Source organism: Candidatus Pantoea deserta, assembly GCF_003813865.1.
Taxonomy (GTDB): domain Bacteria; phylum Pseudomonadota; class Gammaproteobacteria; order Enterobacterales; family Enterobacteriaceae; genus Pantoea; species Pantoea deserta.
Window position 1 is genome coordinate 170,219 of record NZ_RMVG01000003.1, and the last position, 20,291, is coordinate 190,509.

The window sequence follows — 20,291 nt, forward strand, 5'->3', positions numbered from 1 at the left end:
CGTTAGCCGAACAGCGCATGCAGATGCAGGCAGGCGTCGTCGTAGTGGCTGCGTTCAAAGATGCCCTGTTGCAGAAAGGCCTCCATCTGCGGATAGAGGCGAATGGCCTTATCCAGCATCGGATCGCTGCCTGCGGCATAGGCGCCGACGCTGACCAGGTCACGGTTGCGCTGGTAGCTGGACAGCAGCTGTTTAAACTGCCGCACTCGCGCGTAGTGGTCGTCATTGATCAGCGCGGTCATGGCGCGACTGATAGAGGCTTCAATATCGATCGCCGGATAGTGACCCGCTTCGGCCAGACGACGCGACAGCACGATATGGCCGTCGAGAATGGCGCGCGCTGAGTCGGCAATCGGATCCTGCTGATCGTCGCCCTCGGTCAGTACGGTATAGAAGGCGGTGATCGAACCGCCGCCGTGCGTGCCGTTACCGGCGCGCTCCACCAGCGCAGGCAGCTTTGCGAATACCGAAGGCGGGTAGCCTTTGGTGGCAGGCGGTTCGCCGATGGCCAGCGCGATTTCACGCTGCGCCATGGCATAGCGCGTCAGGGAGTCCATGATCAGCAGCACATGCTGGCCGCGATCGCGAAAGTCTTCGGCGATGCGCGTGGCGTAGGCCGCGCCCTGCATACGCAGCAGCGGCGAGACGTCCGCCGGGGCGGCAATCACCACCGAACGCGCGCGGCCTTCTGCGCCAAGAATGTTTTCAATAAAGTCTTTCACCTCACGGCCACGCTCGCCGATTAGCCCGACCACGATCACATCGGCCTGGGTATAGCGCGCCATCATGCCGAGCAGCACGCTCTTGCCGACGCCGGAACCGGCGAACAGACCCATACGCTGGCCGCGCCCAACGGTGAGCAGGGCGTTAATGGCGCGCACGCCGGTGTCCAGCACGTCAGTAATAGGGGTGCGCTGAAGCGGGTTGAACGGCGGGGTGATCAGCGGCGCGCGGTAGCCGGTGTCGGGCGAGGGCAGGCCGTCGAGCGGTTTGCCGCTGCCGTCGAGGACGCGGCCCAGCAGTTCAGGGCCGAGCAATAGCTGTTTACCGCTGTGGCCGCTGTCACGCGCATAGACGCGAGCGCCGGGCAGAATGCCGTCAACCTCTTCCAGCGGCATCAGAAAGAGTTTCTGGCCGTTAAAACCGACGACTTCGCTTTCGACTTCGGTCAGGGTTTTGCCGTCGTTGCGTTCAATCACGCAGGTAGCGCCAAGCGGCAGTTGCAGGCCGGTCGCCTCCAGCACCAGGCCGGTGGCGCGCGTCAGGCGACCGTAGCGGCGCACGGGCTGCACCTGGGCGATGCGGGTCTCAAAGGCGTCGAGCGCGCCCAGCCAGCGGGAGAGTCGGGAGGTCATTAGAATTCTCCCGGCGCGGCAAGGCGGCACAGTTCCTGCCAGCGCGTGGCGACGCTGGCGTCGAGATCGCCATCCTCAGCGCTTAGCTTACAGCCGCCAGGATGCAGCGTGCCGTCGGCCAGCAGACGCCAGCCGTGTAGATCCAGCGTCGGTCCCAGCGTCTGCTCAACGCGTTGCAGATCGTCAGGATGCACGCGCAGCTGCGGTTTGCCGCTGAACATCGGCTCCTGTTGCAGCAGCTGCTGGATTTGTCGCAGCAGGGCGCTGCCGTCTACCGTGGTCGCCTGGCCGATGACCTGGCGCGCGGCTTCCAGCGCCAGCTGCATCAGACGCGAGGCAATCACGCTGTCCAGCGCCTCCAGCGAGTGCTGGAATTCGGTCACCAGCTGCTGCATACGCGCCTGCAACGGGGCCTGCTGCTGCTGCGCATCGGCCAGCCCCTGCTGGAAACCTGCGTCATAGCCGGCTTTCTGACCTTCCGCGAAACCCTGCTGATGGCCTTCGCTAAAGCCCTGCGCCTGTGACTCTTTGCGCGCCTGCTGTTGCAGACGCTCAAACTGAAGCTGCTGCTCGTCTGTTTCCGATTCAAACTGCTCTGGTTCCGGCAGCGTTTCTGCTTCCGGTTCGTCGCTGCGGCCTAAATCCTCAGGCTGCCAGAGCTGCCACGGACGGGCGGAAAAGGCATCAGACATAGGTTTCCTCGCCGCCGCCAATTACCATCTCGCCCGATTCCGCCAGACGACGGACAATAAGCAGGATGGCTTTCTGTTCGTTTTCCACCGCCGACATACGCACCGGGCCGCGGTTGGCGAGGTCGTCGCGCAGAATGTCGGCCGCACGCGCTGACATATTCTTGAGGAACTTCTCGCGCAGCGGTTGCTCGGCACCTTTCAGCGCGACCAGCAGCTGCTCGGACTCCACTTCCTGCAACAGGCGCTGGATGCTGCGGTCGTCCACTTCCACCAGATTTTCGAACAGGAACATCTCGTCGATGATTTTCTGCGCCAGCTCGCCGTCGAAATCGCGTACCGCTTCGATAACCGCTTCTTCCTGCTGCGTTTTCATCAGGTTGATGATTTCGGCTGCGGTTCTCACGCCGCCCATCTTCGCGCGCTTGAGGTTGGTGCCGTCCAGCAGGTTGTTGAGCACTTCGGTCAGCTCCGCCAGCGCCGCTGGCTGTACGCCGCCAAAGGTCGCGATACGCAGCATGACATCGTGACGCAGACGCTCGTCGAACAGCGCCAGTATATCGGCCGCCTGGCCACGTTTGAGGTGCACCAGGATGGTGGCGATGATCTGCGGATGCTCGTCGCGGATAAGGTCGGCCGCCGCCTGCGGCTCCATAAAGTTGAGCGTTTCCATGCCGCTGGTGGTTTCGCGAGATTCGAGAATATCCTCCAGCAGGCTGGCGGCGCGCTCTTCGCCCAGCGCTTTGGTCAACACCGAACGCAGGTACTCGTTAGAGTTGAGGCTGAGCGCGGCAAACTGCTCGGCGTCGGTCTCGAACTCGCGCAGGATTTCGGTGAGCTGCTTGTGCGACACCTGGCGCATATTCGCCATCGCGCCGCTCAGATGCTGCACTTCACGCTGGTTGAGGTGCTTAAACACCTCGGCGGCGCGCTCTTCGCCGATGGTCATCATCAGGATGGCGCTTTTTTCAGTTCCGGTCAGACTCATAGTTCTTTACTCATCCATTCGCGGATAACCAGCGCGACGACGCGCGGATCGTTCTCAGACATATCGCGGATACGCTGGCTCATCACCTCGGCGCTCATGCGGTTGTTAGACTTGCGCTCCACGTCCAGCTCATCTTTGCTGAGCTGCACGCTGTAGGCTTCTTCCTCTTTCGCGGCGGCGGCGCGCTGTTCAGCGGCTTCCAGAGCGGCTTTTTCCGCTTCGCGTTTGCGCATCAGCTGCGGACGCACCATTTTGCGGTAGAGGATGAAGGCAACCAGCGCGATCAGCAGCCATTTACCGATCTCCATCATCTGATCAAAGAAGGACTGCTGCTGCCAGAAGGGCAGGTCGCCGCTGCTCGGATCGGTGACGGTGAACGCTGAGTTGACGACGTTGACGCTGTCGCCGCGCGGCTGCGAATAGCCCATCGCTTCGCGCGTCAGATCTTCCACCTGCTTCAGCTGCTGTTCGTTAAGCGCGATGGCCTTGCCTTTATCGTCGCTGCGATAGTTGACGACAACGGCGACAGAGAGGCGCTGCACGTCGCCAACGTTCATTTTGGTGTGGCGAATGGTACGGTCCAGCTCGTAGTTCACCGTGTCGTCGCGGCGCGAGTTAGTCGGCACGCTGCTGCTCGCGGTGCTGGTCGTGCTGCCGTTATTCGCGCTGTTCTGCTGGGCATTCTGTCCGTTTTGGGCGTTCTGTCCGTTTGGCGCGTTAACCTGCGCGGTGTTGGCCGGCGCAGGCTGATTTGACAGCGCGCCCGGTACGCCGCCCGGATAAGGGCTGCCGGTCTGATCGCTGGTGCTGGTCTGGCGCGAGCGCATCGCGGCATTGTTCGGGTTGCCGTTGGGCTGATACTTCTCGTCAGTCTGCTCGCTCTTGTCGAAGTTAATCTGCGCGGTGACCTGTGCATGCACGTTGCCCTGGCCCAGAATCGGGTTCAGGATCGCTTCAATGCGCTGCTGGTAGCGCGCTTCGACTTCGGCGGTGTATTTCAGCTGAGCGTCATTAAGATCGCGACCTTCGCTGTCGGAACGCGTCAGCAGACGACCGCTTTGATCGACCACGGTAACGTTGCCCGGCGGCAGGCCCGCCACGCTGCTGGAGACCATATGCACGATGGCCTGGATTTGCCCCTCGTCCAGCGCGCGGCCAGGTTGCAGGTTTAAGGTTACTGAGGCCGATGGGGATTTCTGCTCGCGAACAAACAGCGTCGGCTTCGGCATCGCCAGATGCACGCGCGCCGTTTTTACCGGCCCTAAGGTTTCGATAGTGCGCGCCAGCTCGCCTTCCAGCGCGCGCTGGTAGTTGACCTGTTCGCTGAACTGGCTGATGCCGAACTTCTCTTTATCAAGCAGCTCAAAACCTACCGAACCGCCTTTCGGCAGTCCCTGCTGCGCCAGGCGCAGGCGCAGTTCATGCACCTTCTCAGCGGGCACCATCAGCGCGCCGCCGTTGTCGGCAAAGCGGTAGGGGATATTCATCTGGGTGAGCTGAGTAACAATCGCGCCGCCGTCTTCATCAGAGAGATTGTTGTACAGCACACGGTAATCCGGCGCTTTTGCCCAGAGCACCAGCGCCATCACGACGGCGATAGCGGCAGCGGCGGCAATAATAAGAGGGATACGCGGATTAGCGCGCAGGCGAGCGATAAGGTCACTGAAGCCTTTTTTTGCTGAATCCTGTGTAGCGGCTGCACTCGCATTCATGACCGATTCCTGCCTGACATAATTGACCGGGTTGGTTGTGGTGACAAAACAGACTCCCTGACACTGCGTAAAAAAAAGAAACTCCACTCCAATGCATGGCATTATTTTCTTAAACGGAAAATTCGATGGGCGAAAAAGCCGGGTTTTTTGCAGTTATTTAGCGCCTTTGTCTCATTGACAATGTGTTAACTTTTTGAGCGTAGAAAATTGTTCTTTGACTCTCAATGAGGTAACGGCATGTCCATTCAGGCAATCGACGGCGTTTTACAGCAGCTCCAGCTGACGTCTCTACAGGCCAGTAACAGAAGCAGCGAGACGACCCAGCCGGTCGATTTCGCCGCCACCATGAAAGCAGCGCTGGATAAGATCAGCGACACGCAAAACACCGCGCGCGCGCAGGCGCAGGATTTTGAGATGGGCAAGCCGGGCATCGCCCTGAACGATGTGATGGTGGATATGCAGAAGTCGTCTATTTCAATGCAGATGGGGATTCAGGTCAGGAACAAGCTGGTATCGGCGTATACTGATATTATGAATATGCAGGTCTAGGTAAGCTAACTAACTAATAAATATAATATTAAAGGTTAGATCGCTTTAGTGTGGGGCATGGATGGGACAAACTCGTTCAGTTTTTCGTTGAGCAGGCTCCTCTGTGCTTCGTCGTTTTCCTTCATCCACGATCCGTATACCTGATATACCATCTGCGCGTTTGCATGCCCCATCTGACTGGCGATGAAGTTGGGATTTGCTCCGGCAGAGAGTGACCAGCATGCATAAGTATGCCTGGACTGGTACGGCTTGCGATAGGTTATTCCGGCGCGCTTTATCGCTGAGCGCCATGTCTGAGGTATAGACGCAACGGTATAATAGTCATCACTTGCTTTGTTAACGGCGGTAATTTTCGGGTTAAAAACGAAAGTAATTTCCTCCTTGCTGCTTTTCCCGTACTCCCGGGAAAGCATGATGATGGATGCAGGCGGCCTCATGCGCGTCAGTTCTAACTGGTCTTTCAGCACCCTGACCGCTGAATCAACCAGGAAAATAGTGCGCGTGCCGGATGCTGTCTTTGGTGGAGTAAAGTCATCCTGGTTAGTCAGGTTGCGCTTCACCGTAATCGTGCCTTTGATCAGGTCGATGTCCTCCCATCCCAGAGCACACAGTTCGCCGTGACGCATCCCGCTGTAGACAGCCAGCGACCAGAAATTTTTCAACTGGCGCGAATGACAGGCATCTATCAGACGCATGAATTCATCACGCGTTAGCGGGTCAGGCTGAGGCTTATCCTTCTTGAGCGGTGAAAGGGTAGAAACCACGTTGCGATCGGTATATCCGTTTTCGTGCGCAAACCTGAACAGTGAGTGCAGGTCAGACATACATGTATTGACGTAAGCCACTGACCGGCCCTTGCCGTGCATATTCTTGCCCCGGCCATAAACGTAGCTGCCTTTGAGAAGCTCCATGCGCATGCGCTGAATATCTTCCGTTCTGATGGCTCGTATCATCCTGTCTGCGCCAATAATGCCAATAGTGGTTGTCAGCCTCGTTTTGTATGAAGCCAGAGTATTGCGGCTTATCTCTGACTCCTTTATAACGAGCCAGCGCTCTGCCATCTCTCTAACGCTCAACTCTTCCTTTATTGCACAGAAGCGAGAAAGGTTGGCTGACTCCGGGAACGCCTTCTGATAGTCGAATGCTCCGGTCTTTATTTCGTAGACGATGTTAGCCCGCAACTCGCCGGCCGATTTCCTGTTTTTAGCAGTATCGGGAATGCCGAGCGACTCCCTCACTCGCACCCCCTGATACTGAAAGCTGATGCGCAAGAACCCTCCATGGTTCTCTACGCCTTTTGGGTATGCTGCCATTGTTTATCCTCTGGGTGAAAAGGGCGATCAGGTTATGCTTTTTTTCGCTCTCTGGCATCAGGCTGCTTCTTCAGCTGCGACTCGATCCACTTGTCTATAGCCTCGCGGTTATACATGCACTGGCTGTTCAGCCCCGGCTCTCCCTCTGGCGAGAAGAGCAGATATTCCCTTCCCTGCATCCACGCCTTTTCGCGCGCCCGCTTAATCGTGCCGGGGCGCATTCCTGTTACAGCCATTAGAACAGACTCCGTCACCCACTTATTGGGGGCCAGCTGAATTATGTTTTCCACATCTACTCCTTTGGCGGCCATAGCCAGGCCAGCACGATACAAATAAAAAGGGCCAGATTAGTGATAATCCAGCCCGTGTCGGCTTCTTTCTTGTGGCTGTCATGCGGCGCGCTCGTCTGCTGGCTCCCGGTCGGACAATAACTTCCTGCCGATCGCCATCAGCGTATCGCGTGAGACATACCCGGTAATTCCAAAATCAGAGGCGAACGGATTCCAGATGAGCAGCATCGATCCCTTGTTGTTGCCATTGACCGGCTTGCCGGTATCAGCCCTTATAAATGAGAGTCGTCCGTCGACAATGAAACGCGCCTCGGTGCATGACCTCCGCGCCAGGCTAAACCATCCGACCGAGGTGTCAGCGGGAACTAGCATCACGGTACCGATCCCCTTGCGGCATTCTTCTGTGGCTTTCTGCACCCAGGGTGTAATGGCGCTATAAGGCGAATTGCACCAGGCAAACCCGATTGGCAGCCGCCCGGCCCAGTCCTGCGCCAGCGCGTCATCGTGTTCGGTGAAGTAAACCGGCAGCAGGTGGTTATGCGCGCTGGCGGCCACATCGGCAATAAAGCGAAACTCCTGCTTCAGCGCCGCGAATATTTCCGGCGGCGTCTGCCAGCTGTCGCGGTGCTCAGGCGGGGTGGTGCTGCCGCCATAGTCATTAACGATATTCACTGACGAGTCTCCTTATCTACCTGCCGCACATAGAAGGACAGCCAGCGCTTTGCTGGAAAAGTGTTGGGCGACAGGGCGATGATTGATTTGGCGTGTTTGTCGAGAAGGGCGGTTATGATGCGGTCGTGTTCCGATCGCGGCTTACCCTCAGTCGCGGCCAGAATGTCGGTGCGGCATTTTCGCGCCACCGAGCGAAGGGCGTTTTCTGCTTCAGGGCTCATGTGAACTCCCAAATTTTGGCAATAAAAAACCGCCTCGGTGGGCGGTCATAATTTCGCGTAAATCCGTTGGGTTATGGTTTTTCATCTTCTTCCGTTAGGAAGTTGAAAAACCTTAGATTATCTAACCATATGGTAATTATTTCTCTTGACTCTTTAAAGCCCTTGTGGGATTCCAGAAATCCATCAGGCATGTTATGCGCTTCATTCATTTCCGAAGTTATTTCATAGCAAAGTTGGTCCAAGAAAAATATTTTAAAGCGCTCAAGGTCATCCGGCGCAATTTCATTATTAATATCTTTCAGGAGTTGCTTAGCTGAATCAATGGCATAAGTTGCATTTGCTGCTTGGAAAAAAGTCCAATCCATACCCTTGGTGTTTTTTACGCTCTCATTGGCCTTAATTGCTTCGGCTTTCAGAAGATCATGGAGGTGCCTTTCTTTTTCAAACCTGAATAATTCCTTTTGCTGCCTATATGTATCATTAGCACTTTTCCGACTCTGGAACGCTGCATATGCGGCTGCTCCCGCAGAAACAATCCCGCCAATGGCAGCGAAAAAGTCAACATAATCACCATGGTGCCAACTCAATCCTTAATCTCCTTCTGATAAACCGGATCGCTACCCTTCGGGAACTTCATCGACTCTTCCCGGTAAAATTTTAACCGCTCCTGAAAGTAGGCGCGTAACGGTTCCGGCTGCTGCATCTCTACCTCATACGCGATAACCGGCCTATTCATACGCTTTTTATAAGCAACGCCTTACGCCGCTAAATGACGTTCATGCAGTCGCGCTCTTCTTTGTAATGCGATCCAAATTATGTGACATAAGTATCTCATTAGAATGCTAACTTTGCTATTTGTGAAGCAAAAGCTCATCAAAATCTACATCTAGTATGTCTGAATACTCACTAACAATCTGCGTCATCCCATGATAATGATCAGCATAGGCTTCCATCGATATTAATAATAGCTCGAGGGATTTTTGGGGAGTTATTTCATTTTCTGGTAATCTGAGATGACTTTCATCTCTTGAAAAATAAATCGCGCTTTCACGGGAATTGCTTGCTACTCCAGATGTGAAGTCGTTGAAAATTTCGTGTAAGCGACTCTCACCAATTGCTTTTTTTAGTCTGTCTCCAATAAGAAGAACATCTGAAAAAGCAATAGCGTGTTTACTACGATGATCAAAAAGAGGATCTTTCGAGCGCTTTACTTCGGCAAGATTGATGTTGGGACTTACAATGCCACGAATAGTAACTTTTGCGATCTCTTCCATCGCAACTAGACTCATGAAATAGCTTGGAGAATAAAAATCATTTTTGTATAAAAGCAGCGATGATTTTATAGTCTTAAAAATATGCTGAGCAACAGATTCATATTCCTCTTGGCTGAGTAATCCTATAAAACCTTTGCTTTTTATATCTTGGCTTTTTATAAATGCTTTTAAGTGATCTTTATTTATTTCCATGCTCTTAAACTCGCTGAAGATAAGATGAGCCTGATAGATTACTTTAGCTATTGTTTACAAGCTAGATCATGTTGTCATTTTAAAGGGTTGGGCGCTCACGCATCTTCTTCATCCTCTTCAGTTGGCTCAGCTTCCGTGCCATCGTAGGCCGCTTTGACGATATTGGCCGCCGCGATGATGGCGTTGAACTGCTCAGGATTAACTGTCACACCGGGGAATTGGCGCGAAACTTCAAAGCTAATGGCAGCAACGAGTTTCATCTGGTCGATGCAGATAGAGGTTTTCATCACTCACCATCCTTACCGCCGGTGGCGCGTAGCTGCCCGGCTAACTCTTCTGCATCGAGCATCAAACGCTCCAAGGTAGTAGTGCTTTCCAGATTGCTGGCGGCGGCCAGTTGCTTACTGGCGAACATGATGACGCCTTCGGCGCGGAGGGAGTTGAGGCATGCGTCGGTGGCTGGGGTCTCTGGTATCGCGTCAGAGACAAGCTCAATCTTGCAATCGTACTGACTAACCTCAGACACTCGGTAGGTTCGGTTAGGCATCTTTGCAGCTACCTGAACCTCAAATTTCGTGTTGAAATCCATCCCACAATTGTTGGCAATGTCTTCAGGGCTGTCGTAAGGATTTTCAGGGTCTTCCGCATCCCAAAACATCAGGTTCGACTTCAGAGCCGCATTCTCCGCCGCCAGCGCATCCAGCTTTTGCTGTGCTGCCAGCAATGTCGTTGCCAAGTAGGTAACAACCTCTTCGTGATCTTTACCGATGGATGACGGCGGGAAGCCCTGCGCCATATGTTCAATATCGCTGTGATTCATCTTCATCTCCTGCGCCTTTGGCGGCGAAATTATTCCAGACAGCCCGGATACCAGCCGCGGCTTATGAGCCGGGCGCGCTTCTCAGCTGCGATGATGTTTTGTTGGCGCTTGTCATCGCCGCGTGCTGCGAATGAGCGGTGGCTGACGATCATGGTTTCGGGATGGGAACGGGTAATGCGCTGGGTGCGGATCAGCGTGTAGGTGTAGTCGATGCAACCATCGACCGGCACCGGCGCACTGGCTTCGATAACGACCGTTTTGCCGCGCAGGCACCCGCGCATCAGCCCGTTAAACTCGCCAAGCGTCATATGAAAAAAGGCGCTTAATTCGCGCCCTGTACGTGGTCCTTTTGATAGTTGCCAGGCAACCTTTTCTTTAAAGCCGCTATTGGGGTGGGTATTCCGGCGATATTGGGCGAGCTTACGCATTGCTGGCCCCTTTTTCGTCCAGCTCCGCTTTGCGCAGCAGGTAAACATCGGTGGCTTTTTCGAGAGTTTCAGCCTCGCTCGCCAGCATGCGTGCCGCGTATTTGTAGCAGCGGTCCAGACCGGCAACGTTTTCCGCTTCAGCAGCGGCGGTGGTGAAATCGGCAAGCAGCTCGTCCGGCGTGCGCGCTGGTGCACTGGTGTTCGTCGCCGGGTTAATTTCGCGCTCTGGCTGCTGCGTCTCAGGCTTGCTGTTGATCAGGTTGTTCAGGTCCGCGCGGCTGCGCGCGGGGGTAACGTCACGTTCCGCGCGCTGCGCTGGCTCAAACTCATCCGGGGTGTAAACGCCGAGAATGACGTCGGGGCAGTAGAGGCGCGCCCAGTATTTGACGGCCAGATAAGCCAACTGTTGCTTCGGTGCTGTTTTCCACAGCGGAGAGTTACGTGTGGTGACGTACTCCATAAATAGCGGTTCGCCCCAGGTGATTTCCGTCTCGCCGCGCAGCACTGCGCCGACGCGAACAAACAGACCGCGCTCGTTGGCTGCATTCGCTGCACCAGGCTTGAATTTCCCCCAGTCGCCGCCGTATTCGTATTTAAAGCGCCCCTGAACGGCTGTTGAGCTGGTGATAACCGCGTTAACAAGCTGCGCCTCATAACCCAGCGTTCCATTAACAAGGTGCGTTTTCTGCGCCACGGCGTAAGGATTCATGCCCCACTGTGCGGCCTGCAAGGCGATGGCGAGGCAGTCAGCAGGCTTGCCTGCCAGGTGAGCGGGAACGGTAGCTTTACCCAGCGCCATTACTTCAGCGAATGCCTGGAGTTTCTGTAAGCCAGTAGGGCTGAAAATGGCCGCTTTGGTATCGGCCTCGTTGACCGGCGCGTGCATAATTTTGTTGCTCATGCGTTATCCTTCCTTTTGGCCCAGTCCGGGCGCGTAATTTCTTCAATGCCGCCCCAGTTACCGGTCAGCATGCATTCGTGATAGGTGGTCAGGTCGCGGCGAAACAGGTTGTAGCCCACGGCAACATCGTCCTCTTGCAGCTGGAAGGTGCGCACCGGATACCGGCCACAGTCGATCGACTCGCTGACGGCGATGAAGACGAAAAGCGGGTACTCGCCAAAGTGCTTGCTGAAGCCCTCGCGGTAGTAGGCGTCCTGGACGTGGTAGCGGAACTCTTCGACGTGGCGGGCGAAGCGGGACATATCAGCCACTTTCTTCACGTCGACGATGACGGGCTGGCCGGAAAGAAACTTGTCTGGCCGGATCCGGCAAAGTTCACCGGTCTGCTCATCGTTCCAGTAGATTGATGCTTCCTGATGGCCTTCAGCCTCAAGCAGCCAGCGTGCGGCTGGATGGGCGAGGGCGCTGGCACGCATAAGCTTCAGCTTGCGACCTTCCTCGGCGTCCATGACCGTCATACCCAGCCCGGCGCAGTCCTTCAGAAAGGCTTTCTCGTTCGCCTTACCTTCATTGGTCCGGCGATTAAATTCAGGCGCAACGATGAAGCGGTGATCAAACTCTTCAGGCTCCAGCAGCAGGCAGTGCAGGGCGGTTCCCATATCCAGCGCGGCTTTCTTCTCCTCGTCCTCTGGCGCTTCTTTGCGCCACTGGAAGATAGCCGGGTTGATAGCAATGTCGTCCAGCTGGGATTTGCTGATGCCAGGGCCGCCGTGGTACGACTCGTTGCTGATGTCGTAATAGATGCCCGGCTCCATCACGCCACCTCATCAAAGCTGTTTTTGTTTTTCCAGATGGCGATCGCCATATCCCGCTTAGCCACCTTCACCAGCGCATCACGCAGGAAGTTTTCGGCGGCCTCGTACTGCTCGTCGTCTTCGTCGACCAGCTCGACAGCGGGGTAATCGAAATGCTTCGGCAGGAACGCGCACAGCGCGGTCATCAGCGGGTTAATCTTGTGCTGGTCCATCATCGCGTCGACTTCATTGCCGACGCGCTCTAAATCCGCATCAGAGAGGTTTTTCATGATCTCCTCGACTGCCTGCTTAGCACGCCATGAAAGTTTCACAGTTGCGCCCTCCGTAACAGCAGCATTGCCATAGCCCACTTAGCACTGTCGCCGAACAGATGGGCCTCTCGTGAAAGCTCCTGCGCTTTCAGAAAATAGCGATTCTTCATCATGGTTTTCCTGGCTGTTTCATGGTGTCAGTAAGCCAGCGGCAGATAGTGCGCAGGCGTTCGGTTAAGCGAGTTAATTGGGAAGGGTAAAGCTGAGCGGCATCCACGATGGTGCCGCCCGCGATCGCAAGATTCATCGTGGACATCCTTAAATGGGTTGGTTTGGTTAAAAAAATGGCCCCCGCATTCCTGCAGGAGCCAAAGGCGGAAAACTCTCGTACCGCATAGCGGCTCATTACGCGTCTGGTGCAAATGCACCGTCATGACCTGTCGTAACAGGCCATTGCGGTGTCACTCAAGGCCGCGCGCGGCGATCATTGCGTCGGCTACGCTGTATGCACGCCGAGCATGTCGCGCAGCGTCCCAAGTGGAATATGCCGGGTCGGGTAACGATGCCTGCATAGCCTTGGCTGCGAAGTAGTCGCGCAGCGTCATGCCCGCATCGAAGGTTTCGTTCCAGCTACCATCTTGCTTTTCATGTTGCTCACATGGAAAAGCGGCGCCTCCTGTATCTTTGCTCATCTCACTCTCCTGAATTTGGGCGTAAAAAAAGCCGCTTATGCGGCCTATTCTTCGGTGTATTCCCAGTTTTCGTTGTAACCATATTCTTTAGGATCAACGCATGGTCGGGTTAGCTTGAAGGCGAACTCGGTCCATTTGCGCTTTTCTTCCGCTGATTGATCTCCCCAGCTTGGCGCAATATCGCTTGTGTGAATGATGTCTCCCTTGATGTGATACTGTCCGCAATTAGAGCCGGTATCTTCATCTGCGTAGCGGATGTGAAATTCAAGATGAGGGAAACGCCTCGCCATTTCCTCAAAAATTGGGTCAGGGCTAGACCATGCAGTATCAAAGCGGATCAGCAGCTCAGCACCTGATTCAGCGTGGCGATTCAGGCGTTTTTTGAATGTTCGTTTTGCGTAAGCGGTAACGTGAGTCTTGCGATAACGATGGCCGCGTTTGACTCTTTCTTTTACCTCGGGAACAGGCATCTCAACGTCATATGCGTTCCACTTAGTTCCCCACTTCACGCGCGACCAATCGTACCAGGAATAAAATCCGTAACGTTTTTTGTTATCCACGCGAAGGTGAGCCTGATGAGTTACTTTTTTGATGTGGCTTGCTTTCGATCCGCGCTGGCGAAGCTTTTCGGTCGCTTCGGCCACCGTCAAAACATCGCCAAAATAGAAGTCAGCCATAGGTTTGCCAGCAATTGCTGAGGCCATCATCTCAACATCACTGCTCTCGTCGATATGCATGCTCTTTGGCATGCGAGTGATGTTATTGAAATCAATGCGGCCATATTTATTGGTGATGGCGCGAATGAATGCTAGGCGCTCTTTGTTGGTGCCGCCGATGACGGTCAATTCGTTAGTCACGTGATTTGGCATTTTTTCCTCACTTAATGATGTGCGTTGCGTCTTTGCGAACCTTGCGATGCCCGGCGCTGTAAATCGCTACGGCGGGCAGGCACATGGCGCCATCTTCATGCTTTTCGCGAAGGCTCGGCGCTGATACAGCGCGCGAAATGCGCTCGGCACTGACGTCAACGCGGGCTTTACCTTCTGCCGCTTCTGCACGGCGTTTTGCGATCAGTTCGCCACGCTTGAGGTAGCGACGGCTGACGCTGTTGGTAGCTGCAAACATATTTACCTCCGGTAATTGGCTTAGGTTGGGAAGACCCTCTATGGGTGACCTCCACGATCGCATTGTGGTGCTCTAAGCTTCACCGACTTCCCGCTCCTCATCGTGCGCACTCCGAGAAACTTTCAGTCAGTTCTTGCAACCGTCACCGCCATCTAGAATGGCCGACTACCGGTTAACACTGAGCTACTGCCCACCAAAGCCAACTGCTCTTTGGTCTCCCACAAGGGCGGGAGAAATTAACCCCATCAATGTTAAAGAGCGATCCAACGTCCTGTTGGGTACTGCTTCCTGCTGATGGGAATGATATTCACATATTGTGATTTAACTATCAATCACAATTTGTGTATAAAGAGGGTGTAACACGTTATGTGTATGATTTTGGTGTGAATTTATTTTTAGCAGTGATCTTGCGGCACAAAAAAGCCCGCTCAGTGGCGGGCGAAGTGTTTCATGGCAGGGTTAACCTGCAAATCTCGTACAGCTAACGCGCAGCATCCTGTATGCGTGTAGCCATTACAGGTTAGGGGTGTGCGAGGTCTAGCGATGTGGGAATGGTCCTACAAGTCATGAGGTTAGGATTGTTCTGTGCATCAGAAGTAGGCACAAAAAAGCCCGCTCAGTGGCGGGCTAGTAGTGCAGTGGCTCGACTTTAAGATAGATATAGGTAAGACTGCGGAGGCTTTATTCCCGCCCCTAGACTAGAAATCGGTTGTGGCGCCGAGAACCTCTCAACATGTCCGATTTTAATAGCGAATGCCTTATCTCTACCCTGGTAGTAAGAATCATAAAAAGTCTTCGATATGCCAGCATAACGCTTGGTTTTACTCCAAAGCGACTCAGGGTTATCACTTAATACGTCATCGATCTGAAATTGACCAACTACCTTGCCTACGGGCATGGTTGCATAGATAACAACAGTTGTGATTTTACTGTTTTTAAAAATACCCTTTCTGAATTCGAATTTTTTGCTGCCATCCAATATCTTTTCAGCAAATTCGGGTTTAATTGACAATAAAACTTTCATCTATTTTACCTAGCTCTAGTATTTTTGCGAATTGATCATTGCTCAATTCAAAGTGACTCCAGCGGAAGCCCTGAGTACCATTTAGACCAACCTGATCTATTAGGCTAGCACGATTTGGTCGCTTTGGTAAAGCTAAGTTGTAGGTAAATCTGACTACATAAGGGTATGTTCTTTCTTTATAGTATTTACGTAACTCTTCTTCAGAAAAAACACTAAATTTGGAGCAATATTTAATGAAAGATTCAACATCTGGAAAATCATCCATGTGCCTGACATTTTCAACAACACAAACAGAACTTGCGACGGCACGATAATAAGCGGGGCCTTTGCCATCACCTGTCCTGTATATGACGATTATGTCTCCACGCTTCATAGTCGCAACGCTTCTCATACCACATATGTAGATTTTATGAATGCTGTTCGCGTGTGATACGTCCTGAAGCATGTCGGGTGAGTCTGTTATCAACTTAGAGTCAGGGAAAAGTCGGGTATGAAATTCAGGGTAGATAGCTAGTAGAAACTTTCTCGCTTGTGCTGGGAGGACAAGAGGGTAATCGAGTAAAACGTCTCCGTTAACCTCTGTCATTGAACGTGCGTATACAAACTCCTTTCCATTTACAGTTTCTTTCTCTCCATGCTTGTAAAAACCATAAGCCTGGAAAAGCTTGATCAGGTGTTCATGCTTTTCGAAAACCGTAACGTAAATATCATCTGAATGAGATGCTATTGCGTGGTCAAAGGCTTTCTTTAGGAATCTCTGCCCCCTTAAAGTCCCTTTAGATTCAAATTTAAATGTGCCTATTTTTAAATGATTGCCTGGAGGAAGATTGGGAGAAATGTCTGAAGCATCATCGTTTTCTTTCAAATACATAAATCCTTCGATATTATGAGCCTCATCATACAAAACGTATGCAAACTCACCTGCATCAGATTTCTTATCTAACCATGCGGGAAATTCTTGGTAGTCGGCTTTTAACGAATCGAAAAATTTATCTTCATGTGAAAACTCGCTGAATCTTTGATGCTTTAAACTATCCATCCTTGACCTCCATCATATTATATTATCTATCGCAGTAGCCTTAATTTATTCTCAATAACTACGTCAATTATCTCGCAGTTATCGTTGCATCTCATGCAAACGTCTCTTCCGGCCACTGAGCCTTAACTACCTTGCCAATGATGCGGATGCTGTGGTCACAGTCCAAAATCCTGTAAGCAGGGTTCAGCGGTACAAGGTAACTAACGCCACCATCCAGCTCGTACTTCTTGAAGGTTGCTTCCGAGTCGCCATTCGCAGAAGCGACGCAGAAGTCTCCTGTCTCAACTGGTTCGGCCGGATCAATCAGAATCAGCATGCCTTCCGGGAAGCTCGGACGCACGCCTTGCGGCGCGGTCATAGAGTGACCTTTTACCTCAAGCCAGAAAGCTTTCTCACTTGCCTTCTTAGTAGTTGCCACCCATGCCTTTGCATCACTCGCGGTATAGCTGCCTACTTCTGAGAAGGGACCAGCCTGGACATAAGCGAATAGTGGGTATTCGTATTGTTTGAAAACAGAATCGGCCTCATCACCAAACATGATTTTGGCAGGTGATACCCCAAGAGCTGAACCTAGGACTACCGCGTCGTCAGCACTCACCTTACGTGTGCCTAACTCATAATTTCCCAAACGAGACGGAGCCGCCCAACCGCAAAGTTTGGCTAGCTGTACTTGGCTAAGTCCTTTTGCTTCACGCAGGGATTTGATCCTTTCCCCAATTAACTCATGCATTGTTTTCATCCAGTAAATTTACCACGGTTCGTGATTGCACTCTGTACACGAATTGAGGTTGACTGTTAATCACATTTTGTGTGTAATGGTTGTGCAATTTAATGTTATGGAGGCTGCAATGAACAACATTGCTCAGCAGCGAAAAAAAATCGGAGTTTCGCAAGCTGTCCTGGCTTCAGCCATTGGTTGGGGTCAATCCCGTATCGCCAACTATGAGCTGAACATCCGTACTCCGAGCCTAAATGACTGTCGAGCAATCATTGAAGGCTTAAAAAAACTGGGCTGCAAATGCTCGCTGGATGAAGTCTTCCCACCGTCCAAAGACAAAGCAGCTTAAGCAACACCGCTCTTTAACACTCTGAAATCCAGCCCCGCCCGTGTGGGGAAACCTCAAGTGACTTGCTCACCGCAATGTCACGCAACCAACTTACCAACAAGGGAATTATCCAAGATGGAACATGCAACTCAAAGCAAGAACGCGCGCCGCATTGAATCGGCATTGCTGAACAAGCTGGCGTCTATCAGCCAGAAAACATTCGCAGAAAAGCTGGGGATCGCTGAGTACCAGGTCAGCCGCATGAAGAAGAACTTTTTCCGCCAGATGAGCATGGCTATCGACATCCTGGAATACGGGATTGCTGATGACGATGCGACGCAGCTGGCTAAAGCGGTGGCGAAAGAAGTGGCCCTGATTTTGGGCAAAGAAAAGGCCCCGAACTGCGGGAACAGTTTCGAGGCCTGATGCGAAATGACTGGATCAATTCACAGGAGTAATTATGAGTAGTTTATCACTGCATTACAAGGCCAAGGATAAAAACGGCACCGAGACAACGGTCAAGAAAACGTTTCTGGTCCCACTGGCCGAGCTGTACATCGAACCGGGCTACAACGTCCGTGAAATCGACCAGGCGCACGTCGAAGAGTTTCGCGATGCGTTTATCGCCGGTGAGTTTGTCCCGCCTCTGGCCGTTCAGGTCACAGAGCAGGGCATCAAGGTTATCGACGGTCACCACCGCTATCATGGCGCGCTGCTGGCGACAGAAGCAGGCCACGAAGTTGCTCGTCTGGAATGCAAAGATTTCTCGGGTACCGAAGCTGATCGAATCGCCTTCATGGTTACCAGTAGCCAGGGTAAACCGCTTACCTCGTTGGAGCGCGCTGCTGCTTATCAACGCCTGGCTAATCAGGGTTGGTCTACCTCTGAAATAGCCAGCAAGGTGAAGCGCTCTGTTGGCGATGTTGATCATCACCTGCAACTGCTTGTCTGCGGCGATGAGCTGATAGCGATGGTGAAGGCTGGTGAGGTTGCTCCGACGACCGCGGTTGCTCTTTCTCGTGAGCACGGGCCTAAAGCTGACAGCGTAGCCCGTGAGCAGATGGAGAAGGTTAAGGCAGCAGGGAAAAAGAAACTGTCCCGAAGCGCAGCAATCCCTCAGTTCAGCGCGTCGAAAGCGCGGCGCCTGGTGGAGTTGCTGGTTGATGCTGTATTCGATCGCGATGGTGGCTTCGATAACCTGATTCTTTCGCACGGAACGGCTGAAGAGATAAAGCGGATCATCGCTGATTATCGCGCTGGCATACCGGCGGGTGGGGGCGGCGATGAATCTTGCGTATGACAATGTATCACCAATCAGGCCCGAACTCCGGGCCGTGGAGCGTCGCGTGGCAGATCTGGAGGACGGATACACGCGCATCGCCAATGAACTGCTTGAGGCCGTCATGCTGGCTGGAATGACACAGCATCAGCTTCTGGTTTTCATGGCCGTTATGCGCAAAACATACGGCTTCAACAAGAAAGTTGACTGGGTGAGCAACGAGCAGCTTTCCCAGCTTACAGGTATGTTGCCGCACAAATGCTCAGCAGCAAAAAGCGCTCTGGTGAAGCGAAATATTCTCACTCAGGAAGGTCGGCTGACGGGCATAAACAAGGAGCTAAATGAGTGGGAAAACGAGCCTTACCCGAAAAAGGTAAATTTACCCGAATCAGGTAAGAAATGTTTACCCGAATCAGGTAACAGGTCTTACCCGAATCGGGTAACCACAAAAGACAATATTACAAAAGACAAAAAAGACATTAAACATACGTCCGAGAATTCTGGCGAATCCTCTGACGAGCGTCTGAAAAGTCTTCCGGTTGTTCGGCCTGAAGCAGCAGTTCATTCACAGAAGGGTGACAAGTGGGGAACCGCCGACGACCTTCTGGCTGCTCAGTGGATTTTCAGCCGGGTTCAGGTGATCACCCCTACAGCACAGCAACCCAACTGGCCCGCCTGGGCAAATGACATTCGCCTGATGCGCGATTCGCTGAAAACCAGCCACAGGGAAATCTGCGAAGTATTCACCTGGGCGAACGGCAATCAGTTCTGGCAAACCAATATCCTCAGCCCGTCGAAGCTGCGTAAGCAGTGGGCGACCCTTAAAGCGCAGATGAGCCAGCCGGTTCGCAACGCGCCATCCAGTTCACAGCAGCAGGTTCCACACTGGAACGACCGCAGAGAGTGGGAGGAAAATTTCATATGAGAAACCTCGTAGCCGCAATAAACAACCGCGACAGCATCGCGCTGGCCCGCATGGCTGGTGACGGCCCGCAGCCGGTAGCCCGTGGCGTGAACGAAACCGTTGAGCGTCTGGTCGACATGCTGTTCATGAGCCTCAAGCAGGTGTTTCCGGCATCGGTCAGCACGGTGCTGAAAGACCCGCGGGACGAAGCCGCGGCAAAACGTCAGTGGATCGCCGCCTTCGCCGAAAACGACATCAGCACGAAGCAGCAGCTGTCGGCCGGCATGAAGCACGCTCGCGCCAGTGGTTCGCCGTTCTGGCCGTCGCCGGGCCAGTTTATCCAGTGGTGTAAGCAGGGAGAACTCCGCTCCGCTGGACTGCCGGACGAAGACGGCTTGTATGACATGGTGATGAAATATTCTTCACGCCGTGGGCTCATCGACAGCCCCGAAGCTTACCCGTGGGAAAGCAACGCCGCTTACTGGATGGTTACCGGCCTGTACAGCACCATGCGCGCCAACAACCTCACCGAGCCTGAGCTGCGCGCAAAATGCCGCGCCGAGCTTCGCAAAATGGCGTCGCGTATTGAGTCTGGCGAAGAAATTCCGCCACCGCGCGCGCAGCTGGAAAAACTCTACATGCCGACAGCCAGCGAAAAGGCCCTGGACAACGTCGCCCGGCTGAAAGCTCTCGTCAGGAAAGGGAGATGATC

30 protein-coding genes are annotated in these 20,291 nt (G+C 53.4%); 6 read left to right on the forward strand and 24 right to left on the reverse strand.

The genetic code is table 11. The features are described 5' to 3' along the window. Window positions 1-2: 2 nt before the first annotated feature. The 4 genes from fliI to fliF are packed head-to-tail and all read right to left on the reverse strand — an operon-like array spanning window position 3 to window position 4,744. Window positions 3-1,355, reverse strand: coding sequence for a flagellar protein export ATPase FliI (gene fliI, locus BBB56_RS05910; protein ID WP_123799748.1), 1,353 nt, complete (start codon window positions 1,353-1,355; stop codon window positions 3-5). After that, window positions 1,355-2,047 (reverse strand): flagellar assembly protein FliH, encoded by a 693-nt coding sequence (gene fliH, locus BBB56_RS05915; protein ID WP_123799750.1) that lies wholly within the window; start codon window positions 2,045-2,047, stop codon window positions 1,355-1,357. Before fliH ends, fliI begins: the two co-directional genes overlap by 1 nt. Further along, window positions 2,040-3,032 carry a flagellar motor switch protein FliG gene (gene fliG / locus BBB56_RS05920; protein WP_120453587.1) on the reverse strand — a complete coding sequence of 331 codons (993 nt, stop codon included), beginning with the start codon at window positions 3,030-3,032 and terminating at the stop codon, window positions 2,040-2,042. The genes fliH and fliG overlap by 8 nt, the downstream gene beginning before the upstream one ends. Continuing rightward, window positions 3,029-4,744: a flagellar basal-body MS-ring/collar protein FliF gene (gene fliF / locus BBB56_RS05925; protein ID WP_123799752.1), complete on the reverse strand. Its 1,716-nt coding sequence runs from the start codon at window positions 4,742-4,744 to the stop codon at window positions 3,029-3,031. Before fliF ends, fliG begins: the two co-directional genes overlap by 4 nt. Window positions 4,745-4,981: 237 nt before the next feature. On the opposite strand from fliF, the gene fliE reads away from it, so the two are divergent. Then, window positions 4,982-5,293: a flagellar hook-basal body complex protein FliE gene (gene fliE, locus BBB56_RS05930; protein ID WP_123799754.1), complete on the forward strand. Its 312-nt coding sequence runs from the start codon at window positions 4,982-4,984 to the stop codon at window positions 5,291-5,293. A gap of 35 nt (window positions 5,294-5,328) precedes the next feature. Here the strand turns inward: fliE and BBB56_RS05935 are convergent, their stop codons facing one another. The 20 genes from BBB56_RS05935 to BBB56_RS06030 form a co-directional block, all read right to left on the reverse strand. Further along, on the reverse strand, window positions 5,329-6,606 hold the full coding sequence (locus tag BBB56_RS05935; RefSeq protein ID WP_123799757.1) for a site-specific integrase: 1,278 nt from the start codon (window positions 6,604-6,606) through the stop codon (window positions 5,329-5,331). A 32-nt stretch (window positions 6,607-6,638) separates the two neighbouring features. Then, window positions 6,639-6,896 carry an excisionase family protein gene (locus tag BBB56_RS05940; protein ID WP_123799759.1) on the reverse strand — a complete coding sequence of 86 codons (258 nt, stop codon included), beginning with the start codon at window positions 6,894-6,896 and terminating at the stop codon, window positions 6,639-6,641. 99 nt (window positions 6,897-6,995) lie between these two features. Continuing rightward, window positions 6,996-7,568 carry a phage N-6-adenine-methyltransferase gene (locus tag BBB56_RS05945; RefSeq protein WP_370661850.1) on the reverse strand — a complete coding sequence of 191 codons (573 nt, stop codon included), beginning with the start codon at window positions 7,566-7,568 and terminating at the stop codon, window positions 6,996-6,998. Continuing rightward, on the reverse strand, window positions 7,565-7,789 hold the full coding sequence (locus tag BBB56_RS05950; protein ID WP_123799761.1) for a hypothetical protein: 225 nt from the start codon (window positions 7,787-7,789) through the stop codon (window positions 7,565-7,567). The genes BBB56_RS05945 and BBB56_RS05950 overlap by 4 nt, the downstream gene beginning before the upstream one ends. Before the next feature lie 71 nt (window positions 7,790-7,860). Further along, entirely contained in the window at window positions 7,861-8,376 is a 516-nt protein-coding gene (locus tag BBB56_RS05955) for a hypothetical protein (protein ID WP_123799763.1), read from the reverse strand. After that, on the reverse strand, window positions 8,373-8,525 hold the full coding sequence (locus tag BBB56_RS05960) for a DNA polymerase III subunit theta (protein ID WP_370661851.1): 153 nt from the start codon (window positions 8,523-8,525) through the stop codon (window positions 8,373-8,375). The genes BBB56_RS05955 and BBB56_RS05960 overlap by 4 nt, the downstream gene beginning before the upstream one ends. Before the next feature lie 115 nt (window positions 8,526-8,640). Beyond that, complete coding sequence (locus tag BBB56_RS05965) at window positions 8,641-9,255, reverse strand: AbiV family abortive infection protein (RefSeq protein WP_123799765.1); 615 nt, start codon at window positions 9,253-9,255, stop codon at window positions 8,641-8,643. 95 nt (window positions 9,256-9,350) lie between these two features. After that, on the reverse strand, window positions 9,351-9,542 hold the full coding sequence (locus BBB56_RS05970; RefSeq protein ID WP_123799767.1) for a hypothetical protein: 192 nt from the start codon (window positions 9,540-9,542) through the stop codon (window positions 9,351-9,353). Beyond that, window positions 9,542-10,075, reverse strand: a complete 534-nt coding sequence (locus tag BBB56_RS05975; protein ID WP_123799769.1) for a hypothetical protein — start codon at window positions 10,073-10,075, stop codon at window positions 9,542-9,544. Before BBB56_RS05975 ends, BBB56_RS05970 begins: the two co-directional genes overlap by 1 nt. Before the next feature lie 29 nt (window positions 10,076-10,104). Next, entirely contained in the window at window positions 10,105-10,503 is a 399-nt protein-coding gene (locus BBB56_RS05980) for a hypothetical protein (RefSeq protein WP_123799771.1), read from the reverse strand. Then, a complete protein-coding gene (locus BBB56_RS05985; RefSeq protein WP_123799773.1) occupies window positions 10,496-11,404 on the reverse strand; it encodes a RecT family recombinase in 909 nt (302 codons plus the stop codon). Before BBB56_RS05985 ends, BBB56_RS05980 begins: the two co-directional genes overlap by 8 nt. Continuing rightward, window positions 11,401-12,219: a PD-(D/E)XK nuclease-like domain-containing protein gene (locus BBB56_RS05990; protein ID WP_123799775.1), complete on the reverse strand. Its 819-nt coding sequence runs from the start codon at window positions 12,217-12,219 to the stop codon at window positions 11,401-11,403. The genes BBB56_RS05985 and BBB56_RS05990 overlap by 4 nt, the downstream gene beginning before the upstream one ends. Next, a complete protein-coding gene (locus tag BBB56_RS05995; protein ID WP_123799777.1) occupies window positions 12,219-12,488 on the reverse strand; it encodes a hypothetical protein in 270 nt (89 codons plus the stop codon). The genes BBB56_RS05990 and BBB56_RS05995 overlap by 1 nt, the downstream gene beginning before the upstream one ends. A 151-nt stretch (window positions 12,489-12,639) precedes the next feature. Continuing rightward, window positions 12,640-12,777 carry a protease FtsH-inhibitory lysogeny factor CIII gene (locus tag BBB56_RS23480; RefSeq protein ID WP_158673931.1) on the reverse strand — a complete coding sequence of 46 codons (138 nt, stop codon included), beginning with the start codon at window positions 12,775-12,777 and terminating at the stop codon, window positions 12,640-12,642. A 154-nt stretch (window positions 12,778-12,931) separates the two neighbouring features. After that, window positions 12,932-13,162, reverse strand: coding sequence for a hypothetical protein (locus BBB56_RS06005; protein WP_123799781.1), 231 nt, complete (start codon window positions 13,160-13,162; stop codon window positions 12,932-12,934). Window positions 13,163-13,206: 44 nt separating this feature from the next. Next, window positions 13,207-14,031, reverse strand: a complete 825-nt coding sequence (locus BBB56_RS06010) for a DUF1281 family ferredoxin-like fold protein (protein ID WP_123799783.1) — start codon at window positions 14,029-14,031, stop codon at window positions 13,207-13,209. Window positions 14,032-14,038: 7 nt separating this feature from the next. Further along, window positions 14,039-14,287 carry a transcriptional antitermination N peptide gene (locus BBB56_RS06015; RefSeq protein WP_123799785.1) on the reverse strand — a complete coding sequence of 83 codons (249 nt, stop codon included), beginning with the start codon at window positions 14,285-14,287 and terminating at the stop codon, window positions 14,039-14,041. Between the two features lie 649 nt (window positions 14,288-14,936). Further along, entirely contained in the window at window positions 14,937-15,311 is a 375-nt protein-coding gene (locus tag BBB56_RS06020; protein WP_123799787.1) for an ASCH domain-containing protein, read from the reverse strand. Continuing rightward, a complete protein-coding gene (locus BBB56_RS06025) occupies window positions 15,289-16,350 on the reverse strand; it encodes an N-acetyltransferase (protein WP_123799789.1) in 1,062 nt (353 codons plus the stop codon). The genes BBB56_RS06020 and BBB56_RS06025 overlap by 23 nt, the downstream gene beginning before the upstream one ends. 91 nt (window positions 16,351-16,441) lie before the next feature. Beyond that, window positions 16,442-17,089, reverse strand: coding sequence for a LexA family protein (locus tag BBB56_RS06030; protein WP_123799791.1), 648 nt, complete (start codon window positions 17,087-17,089; stop codon window positions 16,442-16,444). A 109-nt stretch (window positions 17,090-17,198) separates the two neighbouring features. On the opposite strand from BBB56_RS06030, the gene BBB56_RS06035 reads away from it, so the two are divergent. The 5 genes from BBB56_RS06035 to BBB56_RS06055 all read left to right on the forward strand — a co-directional run bounded on the left by BBB56_RS06035 (window position 17,199) and on the right by BBB56_RS06055 (window position 20,289). Further along, on the forward strand, window positions 17,199-17,417 hold the full coding sequence (locus tag BBB56_RS06035) for a helix-turn-helix transcriptional regulator (protein WP_081138937.1): 219 nt from the start codon (window positions 17,199-17,201) through the stop codon (window positions 17,415-17,417). A 114-nt stretch (window positions 17,418-17,531) separates the two neighbouring features. Then, the gene (locus BBB56_RS06040; protein WP_123799793.1) at window positions 17,532-17,822 is read left to right on the forward strand and encodes a CII family transcriptional regulator; all 291 of its coding nucleotides are present in this window, start codon (window positions 17,532-17,534) and stop codon (window positions 17,820-17,822) included. Window positions 17,823-17,856: 34 nt separating this feature from the next. After that, window positions 17,857-18,696, forward strand: coding sequence for a ParB/RepB/Spo0J family partition protein (locus tag BBB56_RS06045; protein WP_123799795.1), 840 nt, complete (start codon window positions 17,857-17,859; stop codon window positions 18,694-18,696). Continuing rightward, the gene (locus BBB56_RS06050; RefSeq protein WP_123799797.1) at window positions 18,680-19,600 is read left to right on the forward strand and encodes a replication protein; all 921 of its coding nucleotides are present in this window, start codon (window positions 18,680-18,682) and stop codon (window positions 19,598-19,600) included. The genes BBB56_RS06045 and BBB56_RS06050 overlap by 17 nt, the downstream gene beginning before the upstream one ends. Then, window positions 19,597-20,289: a replication protein P gene (locus BBB56_RS06055; RefSeq protein WP_123799799.1), complete on the forward strand. Its 693-nt coding sequence runs from the start codon at window positions 19,597-19,599 to the stop codon at window positions 20,287-20,289. Before BBB56_RS06050 ends, BBB56_RS06055 begins: the two co-directional genes overlap by 4 nt. Window positions 20,290-20,291 lie beyond the last annotated feature (2 nt).

What these genes read in the sequence shown, in the direction of transcription:
- fliI (WP_123799748.1), bottom strand. Translation starts at nt 1,355, where the DNA reads ATGACCTCCCGACTCTCCCGCTGGCTGGGCGCGCTCGACGCCTTTGAG.
- fliH (WP_123799750.1), bottom strand. Translation starts at nt 2,047, where the DNA reads ATGTCTGATGCCTTTTCCGCCCGTCCGTGGCAGCTCTGGCAGCCTGAG.
- fliG (WP_120453587.1), bottom strand. Translation starts at nt 3,032, where the DNA reads ATGAGTCTGACCGGAACTGAAAAAAGCGCCATCCTGATGATGACCATC.
- fliF (WP_123799752.1), bottom strand. Translation starts at nt 4,744, where the DNA reads ATGAATGCGAGTGCAGCCGCTACACAGGATTCAGCAAAAAAAGGCTTC.
- fliE (WP_123799754.1), top strand. Translation starts at nt 4,982, where the DNA reads ATGTCCATTCAGGCAATCGACGGCGTTTTACAGCAGCTCCAGCTGACG.
- BBB56_RS05935 (WP_123799757.1), bottom strand. Translation starts at nt 6,606, where the DNA reads ATGGCAGCATACCCAAAAGGCGTAGAGAACCATGGAGGGTTCTTGCGC.
- BBB56_RS05950 (WP_123799761.1), bottom strand. Translation starts at nt 7,789, where the DNA reads ATGAGCCCTGAAGCAGAAAACGCCCTTCGCTCGGTGGCGCGAAAATGC.
- BBB56_RS05960 (WP_370661851.1), bottom strand. Translation starts at nt 8,525, where the DNA reads ATGAATAGGCCGGTTATCGCGTATGAGGTAGAGATGCAGCAGCCGGAA.
- BBB56_RS05965 (WP_123799765.1), bottom strand. Translation starts at nt 9,255, where the DNA reads ATGGAAATAAATAAAGATCACTTAAAAGCATTTATAAAAAGCCAAGAT.
- BBB56_RS05970 (WP_123799767.1), bottom strand. Translation starts at nt 9,542, where the DNA reads ATGAAAACCTCTATCTGCATCGACCAGATGAAACTCGTTGCTGCCATT.
- BBB56_RS05975 (WP_123799769.1), bottom strand. Translation starts at nt 10,075, where the DNA reads ATGAATCACAGCGATATTGAACATATGGCGCAGGGCTTCCCGCCGTCA.
- BBB56_RS05980 (WP_123799771.1), bottom strand. Translation starts at nt 10,503, where the DNA reads ATGCGTAAGCTCGCCCAATATCGCCGGAATACCCACCCCAATAGCGGC.
- BBB56_RS05985 (WP_123799773.1), bottom strand. Translation starts at nt 11,404, where the DNA reads ATGAGCAACAAAATTATGCACGCGCCGGTCAACGAGGCCGATACCAAA.
- BBB56_RS05990 (WP_123799775.1), bottom strand. Translation starts at nt 12,219, where the DNA reads ATGGAGCCGGGCATCTATTACGACATCAGCAACGAGTCGTACCACGGC.
- BBB56_RS05995 (WP_123799777.1), bottom strand. Translation starts at nt 12,488, where the DNA reads ATGAAAAACCTCTCTGATGCGGATTTAGAGCGCGTCGGCAATGAAGTC.
- BBB56_RS23480 (WP_158673931.1), bottom strand. Translation starts at nt 12,777, where the DNA reads ATGAATCTTGCGATCGCGGGCGGCACCATCGTGGATGCCGCTCAGCTT.
- BBB56_RS06005 (WP_123799781.1), bottom strand. Translation starts at nt 13,162, where the DNA reads ATGAGCAAAGATACAGGAGGCGCCGCTTTTCCATGTGAGCAACATGAA.
- BBB56_RS06010 (WP_123799783.1), bottom strand. Translation starts at nt 14,031, where the DNA reads ATGCCAAATCACGTGACTAACGAATTGACCGTCATCGGCGGCACCAAC.
- BBB56_RS06015 (WP_123799785.1), bottom strand. Translation starts at nt 14,287, where the DNA reads ATGTTTGCAGCTACCAACAGCGTCAGCCGTCGCTACCTCAAGCGTGGC.
- BBB56_RS06020 (WP_123799787.1), bottom strand. Translation starts at nt 15,311, where the DNA reads ATGAAAGTTTTATTGTCAATTAAACCCGAATTTGCTGAAAAGATATTG.
- BBB56_RS06025 (WP_123799789.1), bottom strand. Translation starts at nt 16,350, where the DNA reads ATGGATAGTTTAAAGCATCAAAGATTCAGCGAGTTTTCACATGAAGAT.
- BBB56_RS06030 (WP_123799791.1), bottom strand. Translation starts at nt 17,089, where the DNA reads ATGAAAACAATGCATGAGTTAATTGGGGAAAGGATCAAATCCCTGCGT.
- BBB56_RS06035 (WP_081138937.1), top strand. Translation starts at nt 17,199, where the DNA reads ATGAACAACATTGCTCAGCAGCGAAAAAAAATCGGAGTTTCGCAAGCT.
- BBB56_RS06040 (WP_123799793.1), top strand. Translation starts at nt 17,532, where the DNA reads ATGGAACATGCAACTCAAAGCAAGAACGCGCGCCGCATTGAATCGGCA.
- BBB56_RS06045 (WP_123799795.1), top strand. Translation starts at nt 17,857, where the DNA reads ATGAGTAGTTTATCACTGCATTACAAGGCCAAGGATAAAAACGGCACC.
- BBB56_RS06050 (WP_123799797.1), top strand. Translation starts at nt 18,680, where the DNA reads ATGAATCTTGCGTATGACAATGTATCACCAATCAGGCCCGAACTCCGG.
- BBB56_RS06055 (WP_123799799.1), top strand. Translation starts at nt 19,597, where the DNA reads ATGAGAAACCTCGTAGCCGCAATAAACAACCGCGACAGCATCGCGCTG.